Raw genomic sequence first — 16,525 nt, 5'->3', positions numbered from 1 at the left:
TTCATAATCCCTTAACTTAAAGCCTGCAATTCGAATCGCGTACTTAACGGCGTCGCCCTGATTAATGGATAAATTAGATCCATTCATTAGTACGACCGTTCTCATCATTTTATAGTTAAGAAAGGTAATAGCATCTATGAGAAAGTCACGATATACAGAAGAGCAAATCACCAGTGCCATTAAAGCATCTGAATGCGGCGTAAAGGTTAAGGAGATTTGTGAAGAGCTGGGGATTTCCGAGGCCACTTTCTATAGTTGGAAAAAGAAATATGCTGGCCTTTTCTCTGAAGAAGGCAGAAAAATCAAGGAATTGGAAGAAAGAGTGCACAGTATGGAGCGTGAGCTGAATATGCTTTCTTCTGACAAAGAGATGCTGCAAAGCGTCCTGAAGAACTTCTTCACGACCAATGATAAGCGTCAGGCAGTTAATTTTTTGCAGGATACTTTTGATATCGGTACGCGCCGTAGCTGTCGATTACTCGATATTAGCCGTAGCGTTTATCACTACCCATACAACTGTGAAAATCAGTAATTGAGACGCAATACACATTTTTTTTATTAACCAGGACCAAATTAAAATATTCCGATCCTTTATTAAAAAGTCATCTGCCTTTTTATGGCGACCTGTTTTGGTGATGAGTTTATTCCTGGATACATCGCCTGCCGGGCTGCTGCAATTGATCGTCACCAGAAAAAAACTCTGATTTTCATATAGTTACGAGCGCATTTATCTTTGCCGTCAAAGATAAATGCGCCAGCTATGACATAAATCCCGCTTACCCATCGCCCGCAAAACCGCCTTTCTACTTTAGTTACGGTAACACTTTGCCGTTTACAAATGGTTTATAAATCTCATTGTTTCTTGACACTAAACCCGCTGGTGAACCCGAAAAACCCTGACAAGATGCCCAACCCCGCTCTAACGCACCGCTTTAAATGCCAGTAATTATGCAAAAATGCTTAAGATTCCTGCTCAACAACCTCTTAAAACATGACTATAGCTTAACTTTTCTTGTGGTTTATTAATGTTTTCGTTCCGCCGCCAGGCTACAGCCTGCCTCTTTTGCTGGTGATAATTTGAGTTAAAATTGGTTTGCCTCTAAAAAAAGCGTCTCAAAAAATCAGCTGGAATGAATCTACAGAGAAGATTGACTGTACTAAAAAATACACAAATCAGATTAGCGATTATTCTTATAGCAGAACAATAAGGGAATATGTCATAGCCGCTAAGACTGCCAGCCCCGTTTTTCTTAGCCGCTATCAAGAAAAAACGTGATAAAAATCACAGATAGAGCCAAATTTTCGCCCCAATGCGGCCAGCAACAACAAGGAAAAGCAAAAAAACGTTTTTTCTGTGCGCGGCCTCGTATGTAAAACGTACGCATTGCCAGGATAACGCGTTCTTTTCAGGCGGTTTTGGTTTGATTTGAAAACAATCAGTGGGCCATCAGAAGCAGACTAACCAATCTGCACGGCGTGTCCGGCCAAAAGCAAAACAGCCTTATGAACATTTCTGACACGATAAAAGCCAATGCGTGGGTCAGAAAGCAGCGAAACTTCATTAGCCTTTGATGCAGCATAGTGGGGATTAGGGCGGGATAAAGCCCTGTGTCCGCCAGTCGTTCAGGCTGGCGAAAGCTGGCGCGCGTGCTTCTCCTTAAACGGGCGCTGGCAGGCAAACCTGCGACAAGTGCTGGATGTTCAGCGTAAAACCTTTCACCGTCGTGTGTCATGGCATTTGCGAAACAAGCTCATAACAGGATGCGTAATGCCAGTCTTCATCTTGCTCTCTATGTAATAAATTTGCCTTAAATAAGACAAAGATTAAACATTATCTCAACCAACTGAAAATGACGTTAACTCGTCTGTCACCATTTACCCGACGTTGAAGTTTCCGGTGTTCAACTGGCTTTTTTTCACTGGAATGCCGAAGATGTCCGATATCACACTTATGCCTGCTCAGGAGAGCAGCCTGGCCCTTTACCTGTCGCTGGTCACGGGCAAGCTGAAACCGGGAAAGCTGTGGTATGACCGCGAATATCGCATCAAATACCTGTTTCGCTCGCTAATCAGCCCACGTCAGACCATAAAAATGACGGATGCTATTATCCGCGAGCCGGTGATGCGCGAAATGCTGCCCATTCAGCACACGCTACCGAGCAAGATTCATCGTCCTTACCTTTATACCGGCATGCCAGTGTCGGCGCGGGCCGATGCGATCATCGCCCATTACCGCTTCGCCAGGCATCTTTCCTCGCCTGTTTTTCGTCAGGCGCTGCTTAGCCAGCAGGGTTCGGAGCTGTTGCGTTTTACCGGCAAAGGCGGCGAACGTTTCGCTATTACCCTGGCCTGTACCGGCCGCTGCGAAAGAGAGGGCGAGGTAAATCTTTTCTTCAGTCAGGATGAGGTCAAGCTGGCGATGGTGACATTTGCCGTCACCGAACAGCATGGTGAAAAAGTGGCGATGGTAGGGGGTATTCAGGGCGCGCACCGCGACACGCCGCACGAGTTGATCCGCGCAGCAACTAAAGCCTGTTACGGGTTATTCCCGAAACGTCTGCTGATGGAAGCGCTAACGCTGTTCTGCCAGGCAACGGGCATTACGCAGATTCAGGCGGTCAGCGACAGCGGTCATATTTTCCGCAGCTGGCGCTATCGCCTGAAAAAGAAGAGCTTGTTTCATGCCAGCTATGATGAGTTCTGGCAGACGCTGAACGCTACGCCGCTTTCGCCAACGCTTTATCGCGTGCCGATGACCTTTGCGCGTAAGCCGCTGGAAGAAATCGCCAGCAAGAAACGTTCAGAATACCGCAAACGTTATGAGCTGCTGGACGCGCTTGCCCTGCAGTTCGCTGCGCACGGGCGATAATTTTTGTCGGAGGCGATCCGTTCCGTATACCTACGGATTGCCTTAGTGGTTTTCCTTTTCCACATCGTCAATCTTCCAGCCTTCACTATCTTTACGCATTGTCACCAGCAGCAGCTGACGATCGTCAGAATCTTTGCCTAAGGTGACATCACCGGAAGCGATCTCGCCGTTGATGGTAAATCCGCTGACGCTGACGTGATCCACCCAGCTGTCGCTGTAGTCCTGATCCTGTAAAAAAAAGTCGTCGTCCATGCCGTCCGGACTTTTGATCAGCACATTGATTTTTTGCAGCAGCTGCGGCGTAACGTATTGGTTCAGCACCGGGTCGTGCTCATCTATCGGGCTTTCATCCTGGCTCAGCGCTTTCAGATACCAGCTATAAAACGCCTGGCTTACCTCTTGCGGATCCTGTCCCGCCGCGCCTGCCTGCGACGTCAGTAGCGCTATGCCCAGCGCCAGTATCCATTTTTTCATCGATGCTATCTCTGCCCGTTACTTTCTGGCGCGGCGGCTCCGCGCTGTGCGGTTAATTTACCCTTTCATTTTTCGGAGTGAACCAGTTTCTGCATTTTTTTTAGTAAATGTTTATACCGTACCGGAGCCAGCGGCTCATTGCTGCCGCCAGCGCGGCGGGTTGTTCCAGCGGCAGCATGTGGCCAGAGTCGGCAATGACCTCCAGCGTGGCGTGCGGAATATGCTCGCACAGCGTCCGCGACTCCTGCACCGTGCGCATCCGATCTTCTTCGGCAGCAATAACCAGCGTCGGACACTTAATCTGCGCCAGCAAATGGGTATCGCTGTTGCGTGCCATCAGCAGCTGGCGGCAATACGCCTCTTTGCCCATGCGCAGGCTCATCTGATAAATCTGCGCCTTCAGATGCTCATCCTCCGCATGCTTTTTACTGAGCGACAGCGCGATGCTTTTCTGCCCCAGCCCCCGAAAATCGCCGCTTGCCGACCGTAACGCACGGGCGGTGGCCGCTTTAAAGGCCTGCATTTGCTCACTGTCCTGCTCGCTGGAGGTGGCAATCAGAATCAGCTTTTCCACCCGCTCTGGCGCCTGGCGAATCATTTCGCGCGCGACGAAACCACCCATCGAAAAACCGACCAGGGTAAAGCGCTCAGGCGCCTGCTGCAATACGCTGGTCGCCATCGCTTCCAGCTCTTTCTCATTAGCCAAATCGCCATAAATCAGCGGGCCGAACGGCGCCAGATCTGCCGCCATCGCCTGCCATAGCCCGGCATCGCACATTACGCCCGGCAGTAACACCATTGCCATTTCCCGCTCCTTTTTTTCGGTCGGGCTAAGCATAACATTTTTGCAACACTCTGTTGAGCGCCGTTGCGCCTTTCGCTTAACGCTCCTCTGAGAGAAAATTAACCGTCTTTTTTGCTCTTTCGTCCACCTGAAGCGAAAAAACATCCGGACGTGAATAGTGCCCGGAAACGTCAAAATCGTATCTGGCACGGATTAGCTCGTCCGTGTCTATCTCTGCCGTCAACAGCCCAACGGCATCTTTGAACGGACCGGCCAGCACCTCGCCCAGCGGCCCGACGATCATGCTGTTGCCGCGAATAAGCGGCCTTTCTGCTTCCCAACCGGCTATCTCAATACCCAGCTCGGCGGGCGAGGACTGTACCTGACAGGCAGTAATAACGAAGCAGCGCCCTTCATGGGCGATATGCCGCATGGAGGCTTGCCAGATCTCCCGCTCATCCACGGTTGGCGCACACCAGATCTCCACGCCTTTGGCGTACATGGCAGCCCGCAGCAGCGGCATATGGTTTTCCCAACAGATAGCGCTGCCCGCTTTGCCCGCTTTCGTGGTGACAACCGGCAGCGTGGAGCCGTCTCCCTGGCCCCATATCAGCCTTTCCGTACCGGTCGGCATTAGCTTGCGGTGCTTCGCTACCAGCCCCTGTTCCGCTGAGAAAAACAGCGAACTGCAATAGAGCGTGCTGCCCGCGCGTTCAATCACGCCGATAACAATATCCGCGCCGGTGCAGCTGGCTAAATCGGCTAGTGCCTCTGTTTCCGGACCCGGCACGTCAATCGCTTCGGCAAAATAAGCGGCGAATTCTTCACGCCCTTCCGGCTGACGATATCCCAGCCAGGTGCCGAAATTACTGCCTTTGGGATAGCCGCCCAATAGCGCTTCCGGCATCACCACCAGCGCAATGTTTTTACGGCGGATCTCCTCGGAAAAGCTCAGGATCTGCGCCAGCGTATCGGCTTTTCCTGCCGGAGAGGAACCAAGCTGCAGCGCAGCGACGACTGAACGGGGCATAACATCTCCTTTGGTAGTTTCCTGTTAGCAGCATCCGGGTGACGCCGCCGACCACTAATGCCACATGCGCAATTAATGAGCAATGGCCGGATATTGATTCATATCAACGGACGGGCGCTTCGCCGATATCGATATAGAAAAGAAGACGCGAGCCTTTTACCGCGATTTTTTCTTAATCGATCTTAGCCCGCAGCAGACCGCCTTAATACTGTATCCGCCCGCACCTTAACGGCCCGTTTGCTGCAACGGGCGGCAACAATTGCGAGCCGTGCCGAAAACCTAATCATTTCTGATATTCAGATGGCAAAAAGAGTAGGCCTGAACTTAATGCGGTTATAAAGTTATTGCGCCGTCGGAAACGACAATTCATTGGGATTATCATGGCGGCTTGCATAACGGCAAGTCAGTCAGGGAGACAAAAGATGGAATTACGAGTCATTAAACTGGAATCCAGCGTAGCAAGACTGGAAGCGGATGTCGGGCACATTCAGAACGACGTAGGAGAAATCAAAGGCGATATTCGGGAGATAAAAAAAGAGGCGCGCACGGATTTCCGGCTGTTGTTTAGCGCTATCGTTACGGCCACGCTGGGCCTGGCGGTACTGATAGCCAGAGGGTTCGCCTGGTTCTGAGGCCGCCCGCGAGCCCGGCTTTTTAACTACGCTGCTGGGCCATTCCACTCTGACCGGGTCGCGCTAATACCGCCAGAACCAGATTGCCTCGCCGTGCTGCTCTCTCGTATGCTTTATCCTGGTCAGCCCTGAGAGCGGAGACAAATTCTCAGGCGCTGGTTAACCTTGATCGACAGCGTACCGGCCAGCGCCTGTTTTCTTTCCCGGCTGCATCAGTGCGGCTGCCTTTTCAGGCCACCAGGATCGGGTGCAGGATAATCAAAGTCGATGCGTAAGGGGTCGGCGTAACGGCTCTGCCATAGCTGCTGGTAAAGCGCGTTTAGCCGCTGCGCCATAGCAGCATCGTTCAGTACCAGTTCCAGATTGCGCGAGTTATCAAAATAGCCGCCGCTCCAGTTGCTGGTGCCGACCCAGGCCAGCTCGCCGTCGATAGTCATGATCTTGCTGTGCACCACGCGGGCATAGGGAATAAAACCGCTGCCCGCTTCCGGTATCGTCACCACTTTTATGGTGATGCCGGGCACCAGCGCCAGGCTCTTCAGCCAGGCGATATCGGGCTGCTTTGTGTTCCAGCTGGCGACCATCAGCTCGATTTGTACGCCACGGGCCGCCGCAGCGCGCAGGGCATTGTCGATCACGGCGTAAAAAGGCCGGCTTTTTTTAGCGCCGAACGAGAGCGGCGCATACTCCATGACCTGCACCCTGATGCTTTCTCTGGCGGAAGCCAGCAGCTGTGGCAACACCGCCTGGGAATCGGCGATGCCCGCCGGATTCCAGGCGCGCGGGCTGGCAACCAGATAGTTTCCAGCCCGAAGATTTTCAGGCCGCGCGTCTGTTCCGATTTCCGGTACTTTTTCACCCGCCGCTAACAGCGGCTGTGCGGCCCAGTCATGGTTGAAGATTGCGGCAATCTGCGTAACGACGGCGGCATCCCCGATCAGCAGGCCGGTTTCCTGAATATGTTCCAGCGCCCGCCAGTCAAAATTCTGGCTGCCAACAAAGCTTTGCCTGCCGTCTACCAGAATATATTTCGCGTGGATAATGCCGCCAGCCAGCTTGCTGAAAGGGAGCACCCGCAGCGTCACTCCTGGAATAGCTTGCAGCTGCGCGAGCGTTTCCGGCGTGCTCAGCTTCAGGCCGTTTTTATCCAGCAGAAAACGGATTTTTACCCCGCGCTCGCCAGCCTGCCGCAGCGCCTGTATTACTTTATCCAGGCGTGAGCCAGGCTCGTTGGCTACGTAAAACTGCGCAATATCGATCTGTTCGCGCGCGTTGGCAAACATCTCCTGCCAAACGTCGCTGCTGCGGCGTAAATCAGGCGCAGCCAGCGTAGTTTCCGCTGGTGCGTCATAAATCAGTTCGAAACCGGGGGTCTTCGCCTGGGCGAACGGGCTGCACAGCAGCAGCCCGCAGCAGATCAGCTGCTTAATCCGCCGGAAAACTTTTCCGGCTTCAGGCATAGCGCTGGACGCCATTTTCCCACTCCGCCTGGTTATCTTTGCCAGCGGCGCGCTGCACGGGCGTAGCCGCCCGCAGCAGCAGCACCTTGAGTAACTCATTAATGCGCTCCATTCGATTCTGCAAAAAGTTATTGCTCACCAGGCAGAGCAGCGCGATAGCGATGCCCAGACCAGTGGCGTACAGCGCGGTACCCATGCCGGCAGAAACCTGGCTGGCGTCCGAAACGCCCGCTGCCGCCAGCGCTTTAAAGGTATCGATAATCCCCATAACCGTTCCCAGCAGACCCAGCAGCGGCGCGGCGGTGACTACCGTTTCCAGCAGCCACAAGCCGCGCGTCATAGCGGATTTGCTCAGCAGATACTGTTCGTCCACCTCGTCGCTCAGCGCTTCGGCAGAAGCATGCGCTTTACGCGCCAGCACAGGCTGGACGGCGCGTAACGGTACGCTACTGCGCCGGGTCACGCTATCCGGCAGCGTGCGGGTTTCCGCCGTCAGCACGCATGCCAGTTGTTTTGCCTGGCGCTGCGTCCAGGCAAACCAGATAGCGCGCTCAATGATAATCACCAGCGCCGCCGCCAGCGAGAAGTACATTACGTAAAAGATTAAATCGTGCATCAGGGTCGCGTTCATCTTCTTTACTCTCACGGTTAAAAGGTGGCTTCCAGCGAGACGCTGTAGGTACGTTCCACGCCAACGTTGTAGTAAGGTGTGCTGGCACTAAGGCCGTTACGCGCATCGGCGTTGAATACCGTGGTGCGCGCAGAGGTGAGATATTCTTTATCAAATAGGTTCAGAATGCCGAAGCGCAGCGCGGCGCTTTTAACAATCTTCTTATCCACCGGCAGATAGACGCCCGCCGCCAAATCGTAAACCGTTCTGCCACCGACTTTTTCGTCGTTGGTCATATCGCCGTAAAAGGAGCCGACATATTTGCCGCTGACGCTGCCGTAATAGCGGCCATCGTCATAGCCTAAGGTCATATTGAGCAGGTTTTTCGGCGCATTAGGCAGCTGCTTGCCGCTGGTCGGCAACTGAATATTTTTCTGCGTCACGTTGTCCTGCTGTTCCGAGTCGGTATAGGTGTAAGAGGTGTAGTAATTGAAGTTGTAGGGCAGCTTGCCGCTCCACTCGAGTTCCAGTCCACGGTTTTCCACCTTGCCAACGTTCATCATTTCGTAGTCGCCATCCGGGTTGGTGGTAGAGATCTGACGGTCGGTATAGCGCAGATAGAACAGCGTGGCGCTGAGCAGCATATCTTCACGCTGGAAGCGCCAGCCCAGTTCGTGGTTCCAGCTCAGTTCCGGTTTGGTGTTGATCGAATCGCCGACGTTATAGAGCACATAGTTTTGCGGCGTGCGCATATTGCGCGTCAGGTTGTAGAACAGCTGATTTTCCTGATTAACACGGTAGCTGGCGCTGAAGTTGGGCAGGAACTTGTGATAAGTAGCGTGACGATGCTCTGGCGCGCTTTCCAGGCTGCCTTTGTTTTCACCGCGGCGCTCGACGTGCTGCCAGGCCAGGCCGCCGACCAGCGTCCAGTCGGGCGAAACGAACCAGCTATCCTGTACCCAGATCTTCTGAGCTGGCGTAATGGTGTACTGATTGCGGCCCTGAACGGTGTTGCCGTTGGCATCTTTAACCTGATCGGAACCGCCAGGCTCGCCCCACAAATCAGCCGGATTGCCATCGCTTTTGATCGAGATAAAAGGTTGCGTCTGTAGCTGACGCGCACGTTCATACCAGTAGCCCAGATCCAAACTGTGCTGCTCGTTGATATCCCATTTGAGTTTGGTGGTGATGCCCGGTCGCCACGTCTGTGTCCAGGATGGGCGATAGTAAGTATTGCTGGTCAGATTGCTGAGATCGTACTGGCCCGCCTGGTCGGAGGTTGGCCCCAGCGTGCTGGCGCTCTGGCCGGTAAAACTGCCGCCGTTGCCCCAGTAGTAGTAAGGTTGCAGCGTCAGCGACAGGTTATCCTGTAGCTGGAGTTTTTGCGTAAAGCTAAGCGTGAAGTTTTCAAACGGGTTGCGGTTCAGCTTGTAGTATCTGGAAATCTGCCCACGGCTGTTGTACTGCGGCGTATCGGGATAGTCGTTGCCATAGCGGCCGCCCTGCTCAAACTGCGCTTTGCTCAGCGTGTTGTAGTTAGCGTTTTCCTGACTGTTATATTTCATGACCAGATTGCTGCTGTTACCGTTTTCCGCCTCGAACAGCGAGTTCATCTCAAATTTATTGGAATAGAGGCGCCCTTCGCCGCGCCACTTTTTCGCCTCGGTATGCGAATAAGAGAGCCAGTTGCTGAAGCCGTTGTATTCGCCGGTCTCCAGACGGGCAAAGGTTTTGCTCAGGTTATTACTGCCCAGCGTCTGCTTCACGAAGCCGCCAAAATCTTTTGCGGGCCTTTTGGTAACCAGGCCGATATTACCGCCGCTGGAGCCGATATGCGGGCCGTCCGCTTCTGAAGATCCCTGGGTAACAAAGACTTCTTCAATATTTTCTTCATCGCCGACCAGGTTGGGATAAACCGCGTAGTTGCCGGAGTCGTTGATCGGAATGCCGTCAAGCGACAGGCCAATCTGATCGGAGTTCATGCCGCGCATGGTGTAATCCACGCCGCTCAGGCCGCTGGCATCGTTGCTGTTGACGTTCAGGCCGGGCGTATATTTCAGACGATCCAGCGCGTTGCCTGCCATATCAGCCTGCTTCTGCATTGCCTCTTTGGTAATAGTGGAGCGCGCTTTCGCCGACTCCTCCTGCACCATCATGCCGCCGCCCAGCGACTCGCCTTTGATATTGATAGCGCCGACATCCGTACTCTCCGCTGCCTGTGCCGCTATCGTTAAGGCAGACATCACCGCAAGGCAAACCCCAGAACGTAGAAATACCTTCATTATTATTTTCCCGTGTGTTGATGTTGGGCGATTACGGCGCCCGATAATTTAGCGTGGCGGTAAAACGCCTGCTGTTTTGTCCGGTAAAGGCGTCGGTCGGGAACGGCTTCACCTGCCTGATGTTTTGCAAGCTACCCAGCGCGGCGCGGTTAAGCAGCATGCTGCGGGCTTTATTACTGATGCCGGAAGCCAGTACGCGTCCGCTGCGATCGACTTCCAGCCAGATTTCGACACTGCCTTCCGGCCGCTCCAGCGAGGCCTGACGTCCGGTGGGATAACGTTTTTGCGCTTCCAGATCGCTACGCAAGCCTGCTACCCAGCCGTTTTCGATGGAGGCATTGTCAACGCGCGGCGCGGCAGGTTTCGGCGCGGCGGTGGCTGGTGCTACAGCTGGTTGACGGCGTACTGGCTCGGCCACAAACCTGCTGGCAGGTCTGGCAACGGGTTTTGGTTTTGCCGCTGCTTTCGGCTTTGGCGCAGGTTTGGGCTTCGGCGGCGCCACGGGTTCAGGCGAAGGCACGGTTGCCTCTGGTTCAGGTTCTGGGTCAGGCTCAGGCACAGGCTCGGGCTGCGCTTCCGGCTGAGCTTCTACAGGCGGTGTCAGGTCTACCAGCGCCAGCTCCATGGTGGATTCGTCATAGCGCGGCTTGATTGAAAGTGTGGCGTGCTGATTCATCAGCATCCAGCCAGCCGCCAGCAATACCGGCAGCCAACTGAAGATATGGCGAAAGCGGTAAACGGAATACATATCACAGCTTCCGTGTCGCGATAGAGATAGCGGTAAACCCGCCCTGGCGCAGGCTATCCATCACGGCAATCAGCCGCTCAACCGGCACGTTCTTATCGCTGTTCAGTACAATCGACGTCTTCTGCTCGCCGCGCGACTTTAGCTGGCCGACCAGCGTTTCCGGCGTAACCGGCTGACCATCCAGTTCCAGACGATTATTGTCGCCCAGCGTGACGATAGCGTGCTGTTGTGGCTTTAGCTGCTGCGCGCTGGCCGCGCCCGGTAGCTGAGTTTTCATTCCCTGCGAAGGGATCACGTTCAAACTAATCAGCACGAAAAACACCAGCAGGAACATCATCACGTCGATCATCGGGATCAGTTCGATATGGGCTTTATTTTTGACAGGTTCATTCCAGCTACGCATCAGACTCCCCTCTTTTTGGAAGGCCAATATAGAAGTGAAATGTTTATTTCTGGTTACACTTTTAAGATAAATAGATGGATCATTACGATTAACTTACAGATTAGTTACGCAGAGAAATTAAAAAAGACGGGCGTATTTTTACGCCGAAAGAGACGGCAGGGCTTGAAATTCTGGCCGTTGGAAATGCGGCAGCCGATCGCTAACAAAATGGTAAGTACTTGTTCTGTATTAACAGAGGGAGTAACGTCATCGGGCAACTTACTAACATTTAAGGACGAATATGAAACTCTATTATCATCCCGGCGCTTGCTCGCTGACTCAGCATATTATCCTGCATGAAACCGGCCTGCCGCACGAGCTGGAGTCGGTAGATTTGAAAAATAAAACTACCGGCAGCGGCAAAGATTTTCTGACTATCAACAGCAAAGGCTATGTGCCAGCGCTGGCGCTGGATAACGGCAAAATGCTTACCGAAGGCGTGGTGATTTCACAGTATCTGGCGGATTTAAAGCCGGAAAGCGGCCTGCTGCCAGTTCAGGGCGAAGCGCGCTATGAGGTGCTGGAGTGGATGAGCTTTATCTCTACCGAGCTGCATAAAACCCTGGCGGCGCTGTTTAACCCGGCGGTAGAGGGCGAATGGAAAAAAGCTATTGTTGCGCAACTGTCCCGCCGTCTGCACTGGCTGGCGAAAGAAATCGAAGGTAAAACCACGCTGACCGGCAAAAGTTTTACTATCGCGGACGCCTATCTGTTTACCGTGCTCAACTGGAGCAGGTTCGTTGATTTCAGCCTGGATGAGTGGCCTACCGTTCAGCGCTATTTTGCCGGCATCGCGGAACGCCCTGCCGTACAGGCCGCGCTGAAAGCGGAAGGCCTGATTTAACGCTCTGGTGACAGGCGCTGTATCAGGCTACCCATGCCAACAGCGCCTTGCTTGCCTGATGAAAAATCACGGCTATTGTTGTGTAAGCAGATAAATGTGCACGCCTCCACTGTAGTATTACTCTTTCCTGAAATTTCTACGGCTCGCTGTCGAATTCTTCTGAAAATCCGTCGCGCCTGCAGTCTTCATCTGGCAAAACCCAAAAAAGTCGTTAACCTTTGCCGCCTGAAAATAAAATCACAGGAACATCGCTATGGCAGATCGCGAGCATCGCTATCAGGTTACCGTAGAGTGGACGGGTAATAAGGGAAAAGGCACTGAAACTTATCGGGCCTATGAGCGCAAATTTACCGTGGCTGCCGCAGGCAAAGCGGATATCGCTGGTTCGTCCGATCCCGCTTTTTTGGGCGATGCCGCCAGATGGAATCCGGAAGAGATGCTGCTGGCCTCAACGAGCGCCTGCCATAAACTCTGGTATTTGCATTTGTGCGCCGAGGCGGGCATCAGCGTGGAGAGCTACCACGACCAGGCGGAAGGCACCATGCTGGAAGCTAAACAGGGCCGCTTTACGCAAATCGTTTTGAAGCCGCAGATCACGCTGCGCGCGGGCGATGATATCGAGCTGGCGAAAGCGCTGCATCACCAGGCGCACGAGCAGTGTTTTATCGCTAATTCGCTGAATTTCCCGGTGCTTTGCGAACCGCAAATCAAACACGCCTGATTTTATGCGCCAACCCAACCGCGCAGGAAATCAATAAAAGCCCGTACCTTTTCCGGCAGATGTCGCGTGTCGGGATAAACCGCATAAATGCCCTGGGCAGGAAACTGATATTCCGGCAGTAGCTGACGCAGCGTGCCGTTTTGCAAAGCCGGTTCCACCAGCCAGTCGGGCAGCAGCGCGACGCCGTTTCCCGCCAGCGCGAAAGCCAGCAGTGCGGCGGCGCTGTCGGCCGATAGCCTGGCCTTTCTGGCCAGCGTCAGGCTGACCGCCTTCTCTTCGTGCTGCAGCTGCCAGTGATATGGCGTCGGTAATCTTTCGTGAATAATCCACTCCGCTTTCGCCAACGCCTCCAGTGAAGCGACAGGATGCTGCTCGATCCATTCCGGCGCGGCGACCGGCAAAATAGCGAAACGCTGTATCAGTGCGGCCCGGTAGCTGGAGTCCGCCAGCGTTCCCAGCCGGATCCCCATATCAAACCCTTCGGCAATCAGATCCGCCTGTTGTGAAGAGGAAACATGGCGTATACGCAGTTGTGGATGTTTCTGGCTAAAGGCGGCTAGCGCGGGAACAACAAAACCCGCGCCATATTCTGGCGTGCTGGTAATACGCAGCTCGCCTGTTAATTCCTGATGGTGACGCTGTGCGTCTTCCAGAATATTTTCAGCCTCCTGTAGCAAGGCTTTGCCGCGTCGGTAAAAATTCTCTCCCGCTTCCGTTAAGGCCAGGCGACGAGTAGTGCGCAGCAGCAGCGCTACGCCCAGCTCGGCTTCCAACTGACGCAGATGAAAGCTCACTACGGCTTTGGTCTGCCCCAGCTTAGCTGCCGCTGCGGTGAAGCTACCGGCTTCAACTACGGCAGTGAAAGTCGCGACTCTTTGCAGATTCAGCATACTGTCCTGCTATATCGTCAAATTTTTTTTGACAGTATATCAGCTGCCGCACCGTTTATCGGTAGCGGCAGGCGCAGTAGAGTAGCGGCCTTTAGCGGAGAAGGTTATGAGTTATCGCAGCAGAGTCGCCACGGTCTATCTGCTTGGGTTTTTGATCGACCTGATAAATATGTTTATCGCCAGCGTGGCCTATCCCGCGATTGGACACAGCCTGAAGGCTTCGGTAGCGGAGCTGGCCTGGATCGGCAACGGTTACATTATGGGCCTGACGCTGGCAATACCGCTCAGCGCGTGGCTGACGTTACACCTTGGTGCTCGCCGCCTGCTATTGCTCTCTTTAAGCCTGTTTATTTTTGCTACCTTGCAGTGCGGCCTGAGCCATTCACTCTTTTCGTTGCTGTTCTGGCGAGCGATTCAGGGCGCAGGCGGCGGCTTACTGATCCCCGTCGGCCAGGCGCTGACCTGGCAACTCTACGCAAAGCACGAACGCGCCTGGCTTTCCGCTGCCGTTATGCTGGTCGGGCTGCTGGCTCCGGCCCTTTCGCCCACGCTGGGCGGCTGGCTGGCGCAAAGTTTCTCCTGGCGTTGGATCTTTTTTGCCAGCGTGGCTGTCGCGCTGCCGACGCTGCTGCTGGCTCTGGTGTGGCTTAAGCCGCAGCTATCTTCGGCAGAAAAGCGACCGCTTGATTGTGTTGGCCTGCTGGCTGGCTGCGGTGGCCTGTTTTTTACCCTGCTGGCGATGACCCGGCTCGGCGAAGCCGGTACGGACTGGCTTACGGCATGTTACGTGGCGGCAGGCGCGGTACTGCTAATTTTTTTTACCCGCCGCAGCCTGCGCCATCCCGCGCCTTTACTAAAGCTGTCGCTGCTTGCCGATCCGCTAATGGCTTTTTCGTCCCTGGTCTATCAGTTCGTTCCCGGCGTTTTTATCGGCGTGAGCCTGCTGGCGATGCTTTATCTGCAAGGTTCCGGCTTTTCTGCAGCGCAAGCAGGCGCGCTGATGATCCCCTGGGCGATGGCTTCGTTTGCAGCCATTTCGCTGACGGGAAAAACATTTAACCGCCTTGGGCCCCGGCCGCTTATCGTTGCCGGTTGCCTGTGCCAGGCAACAGGAATTTTGCTGCTGGCGCACTCTTTACCAATGGCGGCCTTTACCTTGATGGGCGCTGGCGGCAGCTTGTGCAGCAGCGCGGCGCAAAGTAGCGCTTTCCTTTCCGTCAGCGACAGCCAGCTGTCGGATGCGAGCGCCCTGTGGAATATCAACCGCCAGCTTAGCTTTTGCTTTGGCATAGCGCTGCTGACACTGTTGTTTAATCAATTTACCCATTTTTTTTCGCGGCCGCTGGCCTACAAATTAACGTTCTACAGCGCGGCGGCCATCACGCTGTTGCCGATTTTACTAAGCCTCGGCTTGAATAATTCGGCGGTGAAACGCCTGTTAACGCATCCGGAGAAACCATGAATATTTATTTTCAGGAAGTTATTGCTGCCCACGTAGCCATTGAGCGCTGGCTCGGCGAAGGCGCTGGCGATGAGCAAGCGCTGCTGGCTCGTTTTAGCGCAGACTATTCCATGATTACGCTGGCTGGCAGCGTTCTGGATGCTCAGGGGCTGCATGAGTTTTTTCATGCGCAGCGCGGCGCCAGGCCGGGACTGATTATTGAGCTGGATGAAATGACGCTGGTGGCCGAATGGCCAGCAGGCGCCGTGGTTCGCTACCGCGAGCGCCAGATGCTGCCGGAAGAGGAGACGACCTTACGCTGGTCTACGGCTGTGTTCGAGCTTCGGGACGGCAGACCCCAGTGGCGCCATCTGCATGAAACCCGCCTGCCAGGCTAAAGCCGGTTCCGCTGTTATTTCCTTGCCGTTAGCCGTGAGCTGGCGGCAAATCCTGTGGCGCGGGCTCTTTATCGCCCTCCGGGATCAGCATAATCATCTTCAGTGAACGGTTACTGGTCAGCTGCCAGCTCAGGTGACGATAGTGCAGCTCGCCAAGCTGTGGATGCCGGAAAGCACGCTCGCCGCCTTCCCGCACGATGACCTGCTGTAGTGCCCAGAAGGTTTTGAACCGTTCGTTTTCCTGCATACTGCTGATAAAAGCGTTCAGCGTCTGATCGTGCGGATAGTGCATGCTGTCGGCACGCAGCTCCGCCACTATTCTTTTGGCCCGCCCTTCCCAATCCTCCACCAGCGCCTGCGCCAGCGGATGCGTAAACATAAACGCCATCATATTTGGCTGCTCGTCCGCATCCAGCCAGCCCTGAAACAGCCTGGCCGTAGGCTCGTTCCACGCCAGCATATTCCAGGTTAAATCCAGCAGATAACAGGGATTGCTGACCTGGTGTACCGCCGCCAGCACGGCGTTTTCAATCACCGGCACCGCTTCTTCCTGTGGATCGCTCTGCTGCGCCAGCCGGAACAGGTAATTGCGCTCGACCGGTTTCATTTGCAGCGTATCGGCAATGTTCGCCAGCGTCTGCGCCGATACTACTATTTCTCTGCCCTGTTCTATCCACGTATACCAGGTGGTACTGATACCGCTCAGCAGCGCCACTTCTTCGCGCCGCAGACCTTTGGTTCTTCTTCTTGGCGCGACTGGCAGGCCGAGTTTTTCCGGCGAGGTATTCTCCCGCTGGCTGCGCAAAAAATTCCCCAGGGCTTTCGGACCAGACAAAAGTGTTTGTGGCATGCGTGGTAACCTCTGATACCAGTATAAGCAGCCATATTGTACCTGTTTAA

17 protein-coding genes are annotated in these 16,525 nt (G+C 54.3%); 7 read left to right on the top strand and 10 right to left on the bottom strand.

What is annotated here, in order from left to right; translation table 11 throughout:
* Positions 1–136: 136 nt before the first annotated feature.
* A complete protein-coding gene (locus ACETPC_RS15595) occupies positions 137–532 on the top strand; it encodes a transposase (RefSeq protein ID WP_380182819.1) in 396 nt (131 codons plus the stop codon).
* 1,401 nt (positions 533–1,933) lie between these two features.
* Positions 1,934–2,869, top strand: coding sequence for a VirK/YbjX family protein (locus tag ACETPC_RS15590; protein WP_380182817.1), 936 nt, complete (start codon positions 1,934–1,936; stop codon positions 2,867–2,869).
* A gap of 42 nt (positions 2,870–2,911) precedes the next feature.
* On the opposite strand, the gene ACETPC_RS15585 is transcribed toward ACETPC_RS15590, so the two are convergent.
* The 3 genes from ACETPC_RS15585 to ACETPC_RS15575 form a co-directional block, all read right to left on the bottom strand.
* A complete protein-coding gene (locus ACETPC_RS15585; protein WP_380182815.1) occupies positions 2,912–3,343 on the bottom strand; it encodes a DUF3828 domain-containing protein in 432 nt (143 codons plus the stop codon).
* 100 nt (positions 3,344–3,443) lie between these two features.
* Complete coding sequence (locus tag ACETPC_RS15580) at positions 3,444–4,148, bottom strand: alpha/beta fold hydrolase (RefSeq protein ID WP_380182813.1); 705 nt, start codon at positions 4,146–4,148, stop codon at positions 3,444–3,446.
* Between the two features lie 76 nt (positions 4,149–4,224).
* Positions 4,225–5,157, bottom strand: a complete 933-nt coding sequence (locus ACETPC_RS15575; RefSeq protein WP_380182811.1) for a carbon-nitrogen hydrolase family protein — start codon at positions 5,155–5,157, stop codon at positions 4,225–4,227.
* A 422-nt stretch (positions 5,158–5,579) separates the two neighbouring features.
* Here ACETPC_RS15575 and ACETPC_RS15570 point away from each other — a divergent pair, with 422 nt between their 5' ends.
* The gene (locus tag ACETPC_RS15570; protein ID WP_380182809.1) at positions 5,580–5,789 is read left to right on the top strand and encodes a hypothetical protein; all 210 of its coding nucleotides are present in this window, start codon (positions 5,580–5,582) and stop codon (positions 5,787–5,789) included.
* A gap of 212 nt (positions 5,790–6,001) precedes the next feature.
* Here the strand turns inward: ACETPC_RS15570 and ACETPC_RS15565 are convergent, their stop codons facing one another.
* Genes ACETPC_RS15565 through ACETPC_RS15545 form a run of 5 tightly spaced genes read right to left on the bottom strand, consistent with a single transcriptional unit; the run spans position 6,002 to position 11,292 of the window.
* Positions 6,002–7,249, bottom strand: coding sequence for a phospholipase D-like domain-containing protein (locus ACETPC_RS15565; RefSeq protein WP_380183047.1), 1,248 nt, complete (start codon positions 7,247–7,249; stop codon positions 6,002–6,004).
* On the bottom strand, positions 7,242–7,880 hold the full coding sequence (locus ACETPC_RS15560; protein ID WP_380182807.1) for a MotA/TolQ/ExbB proton channel family protein: 639 nt from the start codon (positions 7,878–7,880) through the stop codon (positions 7,242–7,244). The genes ACETPC_RS15565 and ACETPC_RS15560 overlap by 8 nt, the downstream gene beginning before the upstream one ends.
* Positions 7,881–7,897: 17 nt before the next feature.
* The gene (locus ACETPC_RS15555) at positions 7,898–10,141 is read right to left on the bottom strand and encodes a TonB-dependent receptor family protein (RefSeq protein ID WP_380182805.1); all 2,244 of its coding nucleotides are present in this window, start codon (positions 10,139–10,141) and stop codon (positions 7,898–7,900) included.
* A gap of 31 nt (positions 10,142–10,172) precedes the next feature.
* Complete coding sequence (locus ACETPC_RS15550; RefSeq protein WP_380182803.1) at positions 10,173–10,889, bottom strand: energy transducer TonB; 717 nt, start codon at positions 10,887–10,889, stop codon at positions 10,173–10,175.
* Position 10,890: 1 nt separating this feature from the next.
* Positions 10,891–11,292 (bottom strand): ExbD/TolR family protein, encoded by a 402-nt coding sequence (locus tag ACETPC_RS15545; protein ID WP_380182801.1) that lies wholly within the window; start codon positions 11,290–11,292, stop codon positions 10,891–10,893.
* Between the two features lie 280 nt (positions 11,293–11,572).
* Between ACETPC_RS15545 and gstA the strand changes: the two genes are divergently transcribed.
* Positions 11,573–12,175 (top strand): glutathione transferase GstA, encoded by a 603-nt coding sequence (gene gstA, locus ACETPC_RS15540; protein WP_380182799.1) that lies wholly within the window; start codon positions 11,573–11,575, stop codon positions 12,173–12,175.
* 253 nt (positions 12,176–12,428) lie between these two features.
* Positions 12,429–12,896 carry an OsmC family protein gene (locus tag ACETPC_RS15535; protein WP_380182797.1) on the top strand — a complete coding sequence of 156 codons (468 nt, stop codon included), beginning with the start codon at positions 12,429–12,431 and terminating at the stop codon, positions 12,894–12,896.
* 2 nt (positions 12,897–12,898) lie between these two features.
* Here the strand turns inward: ACETPC_RS15535 and ACETPC_RS15530 are convergent, their stop codons facing one another.
* Positions 12,899–13,786 carry a LysR family transcriptional regulator gene (locus tag ACETPC_RS15530; protein WP_380182795.1) on the bottom strand — a complete coding sequence of 296 codons (888 nt, stop codon included), beginning with the start codon at positions 13,784–13,786 and terminating at the stop codon, positions 12,899–12,901.
* Positions 13,787–13,892: 106 nt separating this feature from the next.
* On the opposite strand from ACETPC_RS15530, the gene ACETPC_RS15525 reads away from it, so the two are divergent.
* Positions 13,893–15,248, top strand: a complete 1,356-nt coding sequence (locus tag ACETPC_RS15525) for an MFS transporter (protein ID WP_380182793.1) — start codon at positions 13,893–13,895, stop codon at positions 15,246–15,248.
* The gene (locus ACETPC_RS15520; protein WP_380182791.1) at positions 15,245–15,625 is read left to right on the top strand and encodes a DUF4440 domain-containing protein; all 381 of its coding nucleotides are present in this window, start codon (positions 15,245–15,247) and stop codon (positions 15,623–15,625) included. Before ACETPC_RS15525 ends, ACETPC_RS15520 begins: the two co-directional genes overlap by 4 nt.
* 28 nt (positions 15,626–15,653) lie before the next feature.
* On the opposite strand, the gene ACETPC_RS15515 is transcribed toward ACETPC_RS15520, so the two are convergent.
* A complete protein-coding gene (locus ACETPC_RS15515) occupies positions 15,654–16,475 on the bottom strand; it encodes a helix-turn-helix transcriptional regulator (RefSeq protein ID WP_380182790.1) in 822 nt (273 codons plus the stop codon).
* Positions 16,476–16,525: the final 50 nt, after the last annotated feature.

Source organism: Pantoea sp. sgz302252 (assembly GCF_042610525.1).
Lineage (GTDB): Bacteria > Pseudomonadota > Gammaproteobacteria > Enterobacterales > Enterobacteriaceae > Erwinia.
This window is presented reverse-complemented; position numbering and strand designations above follow the sequence as displayed.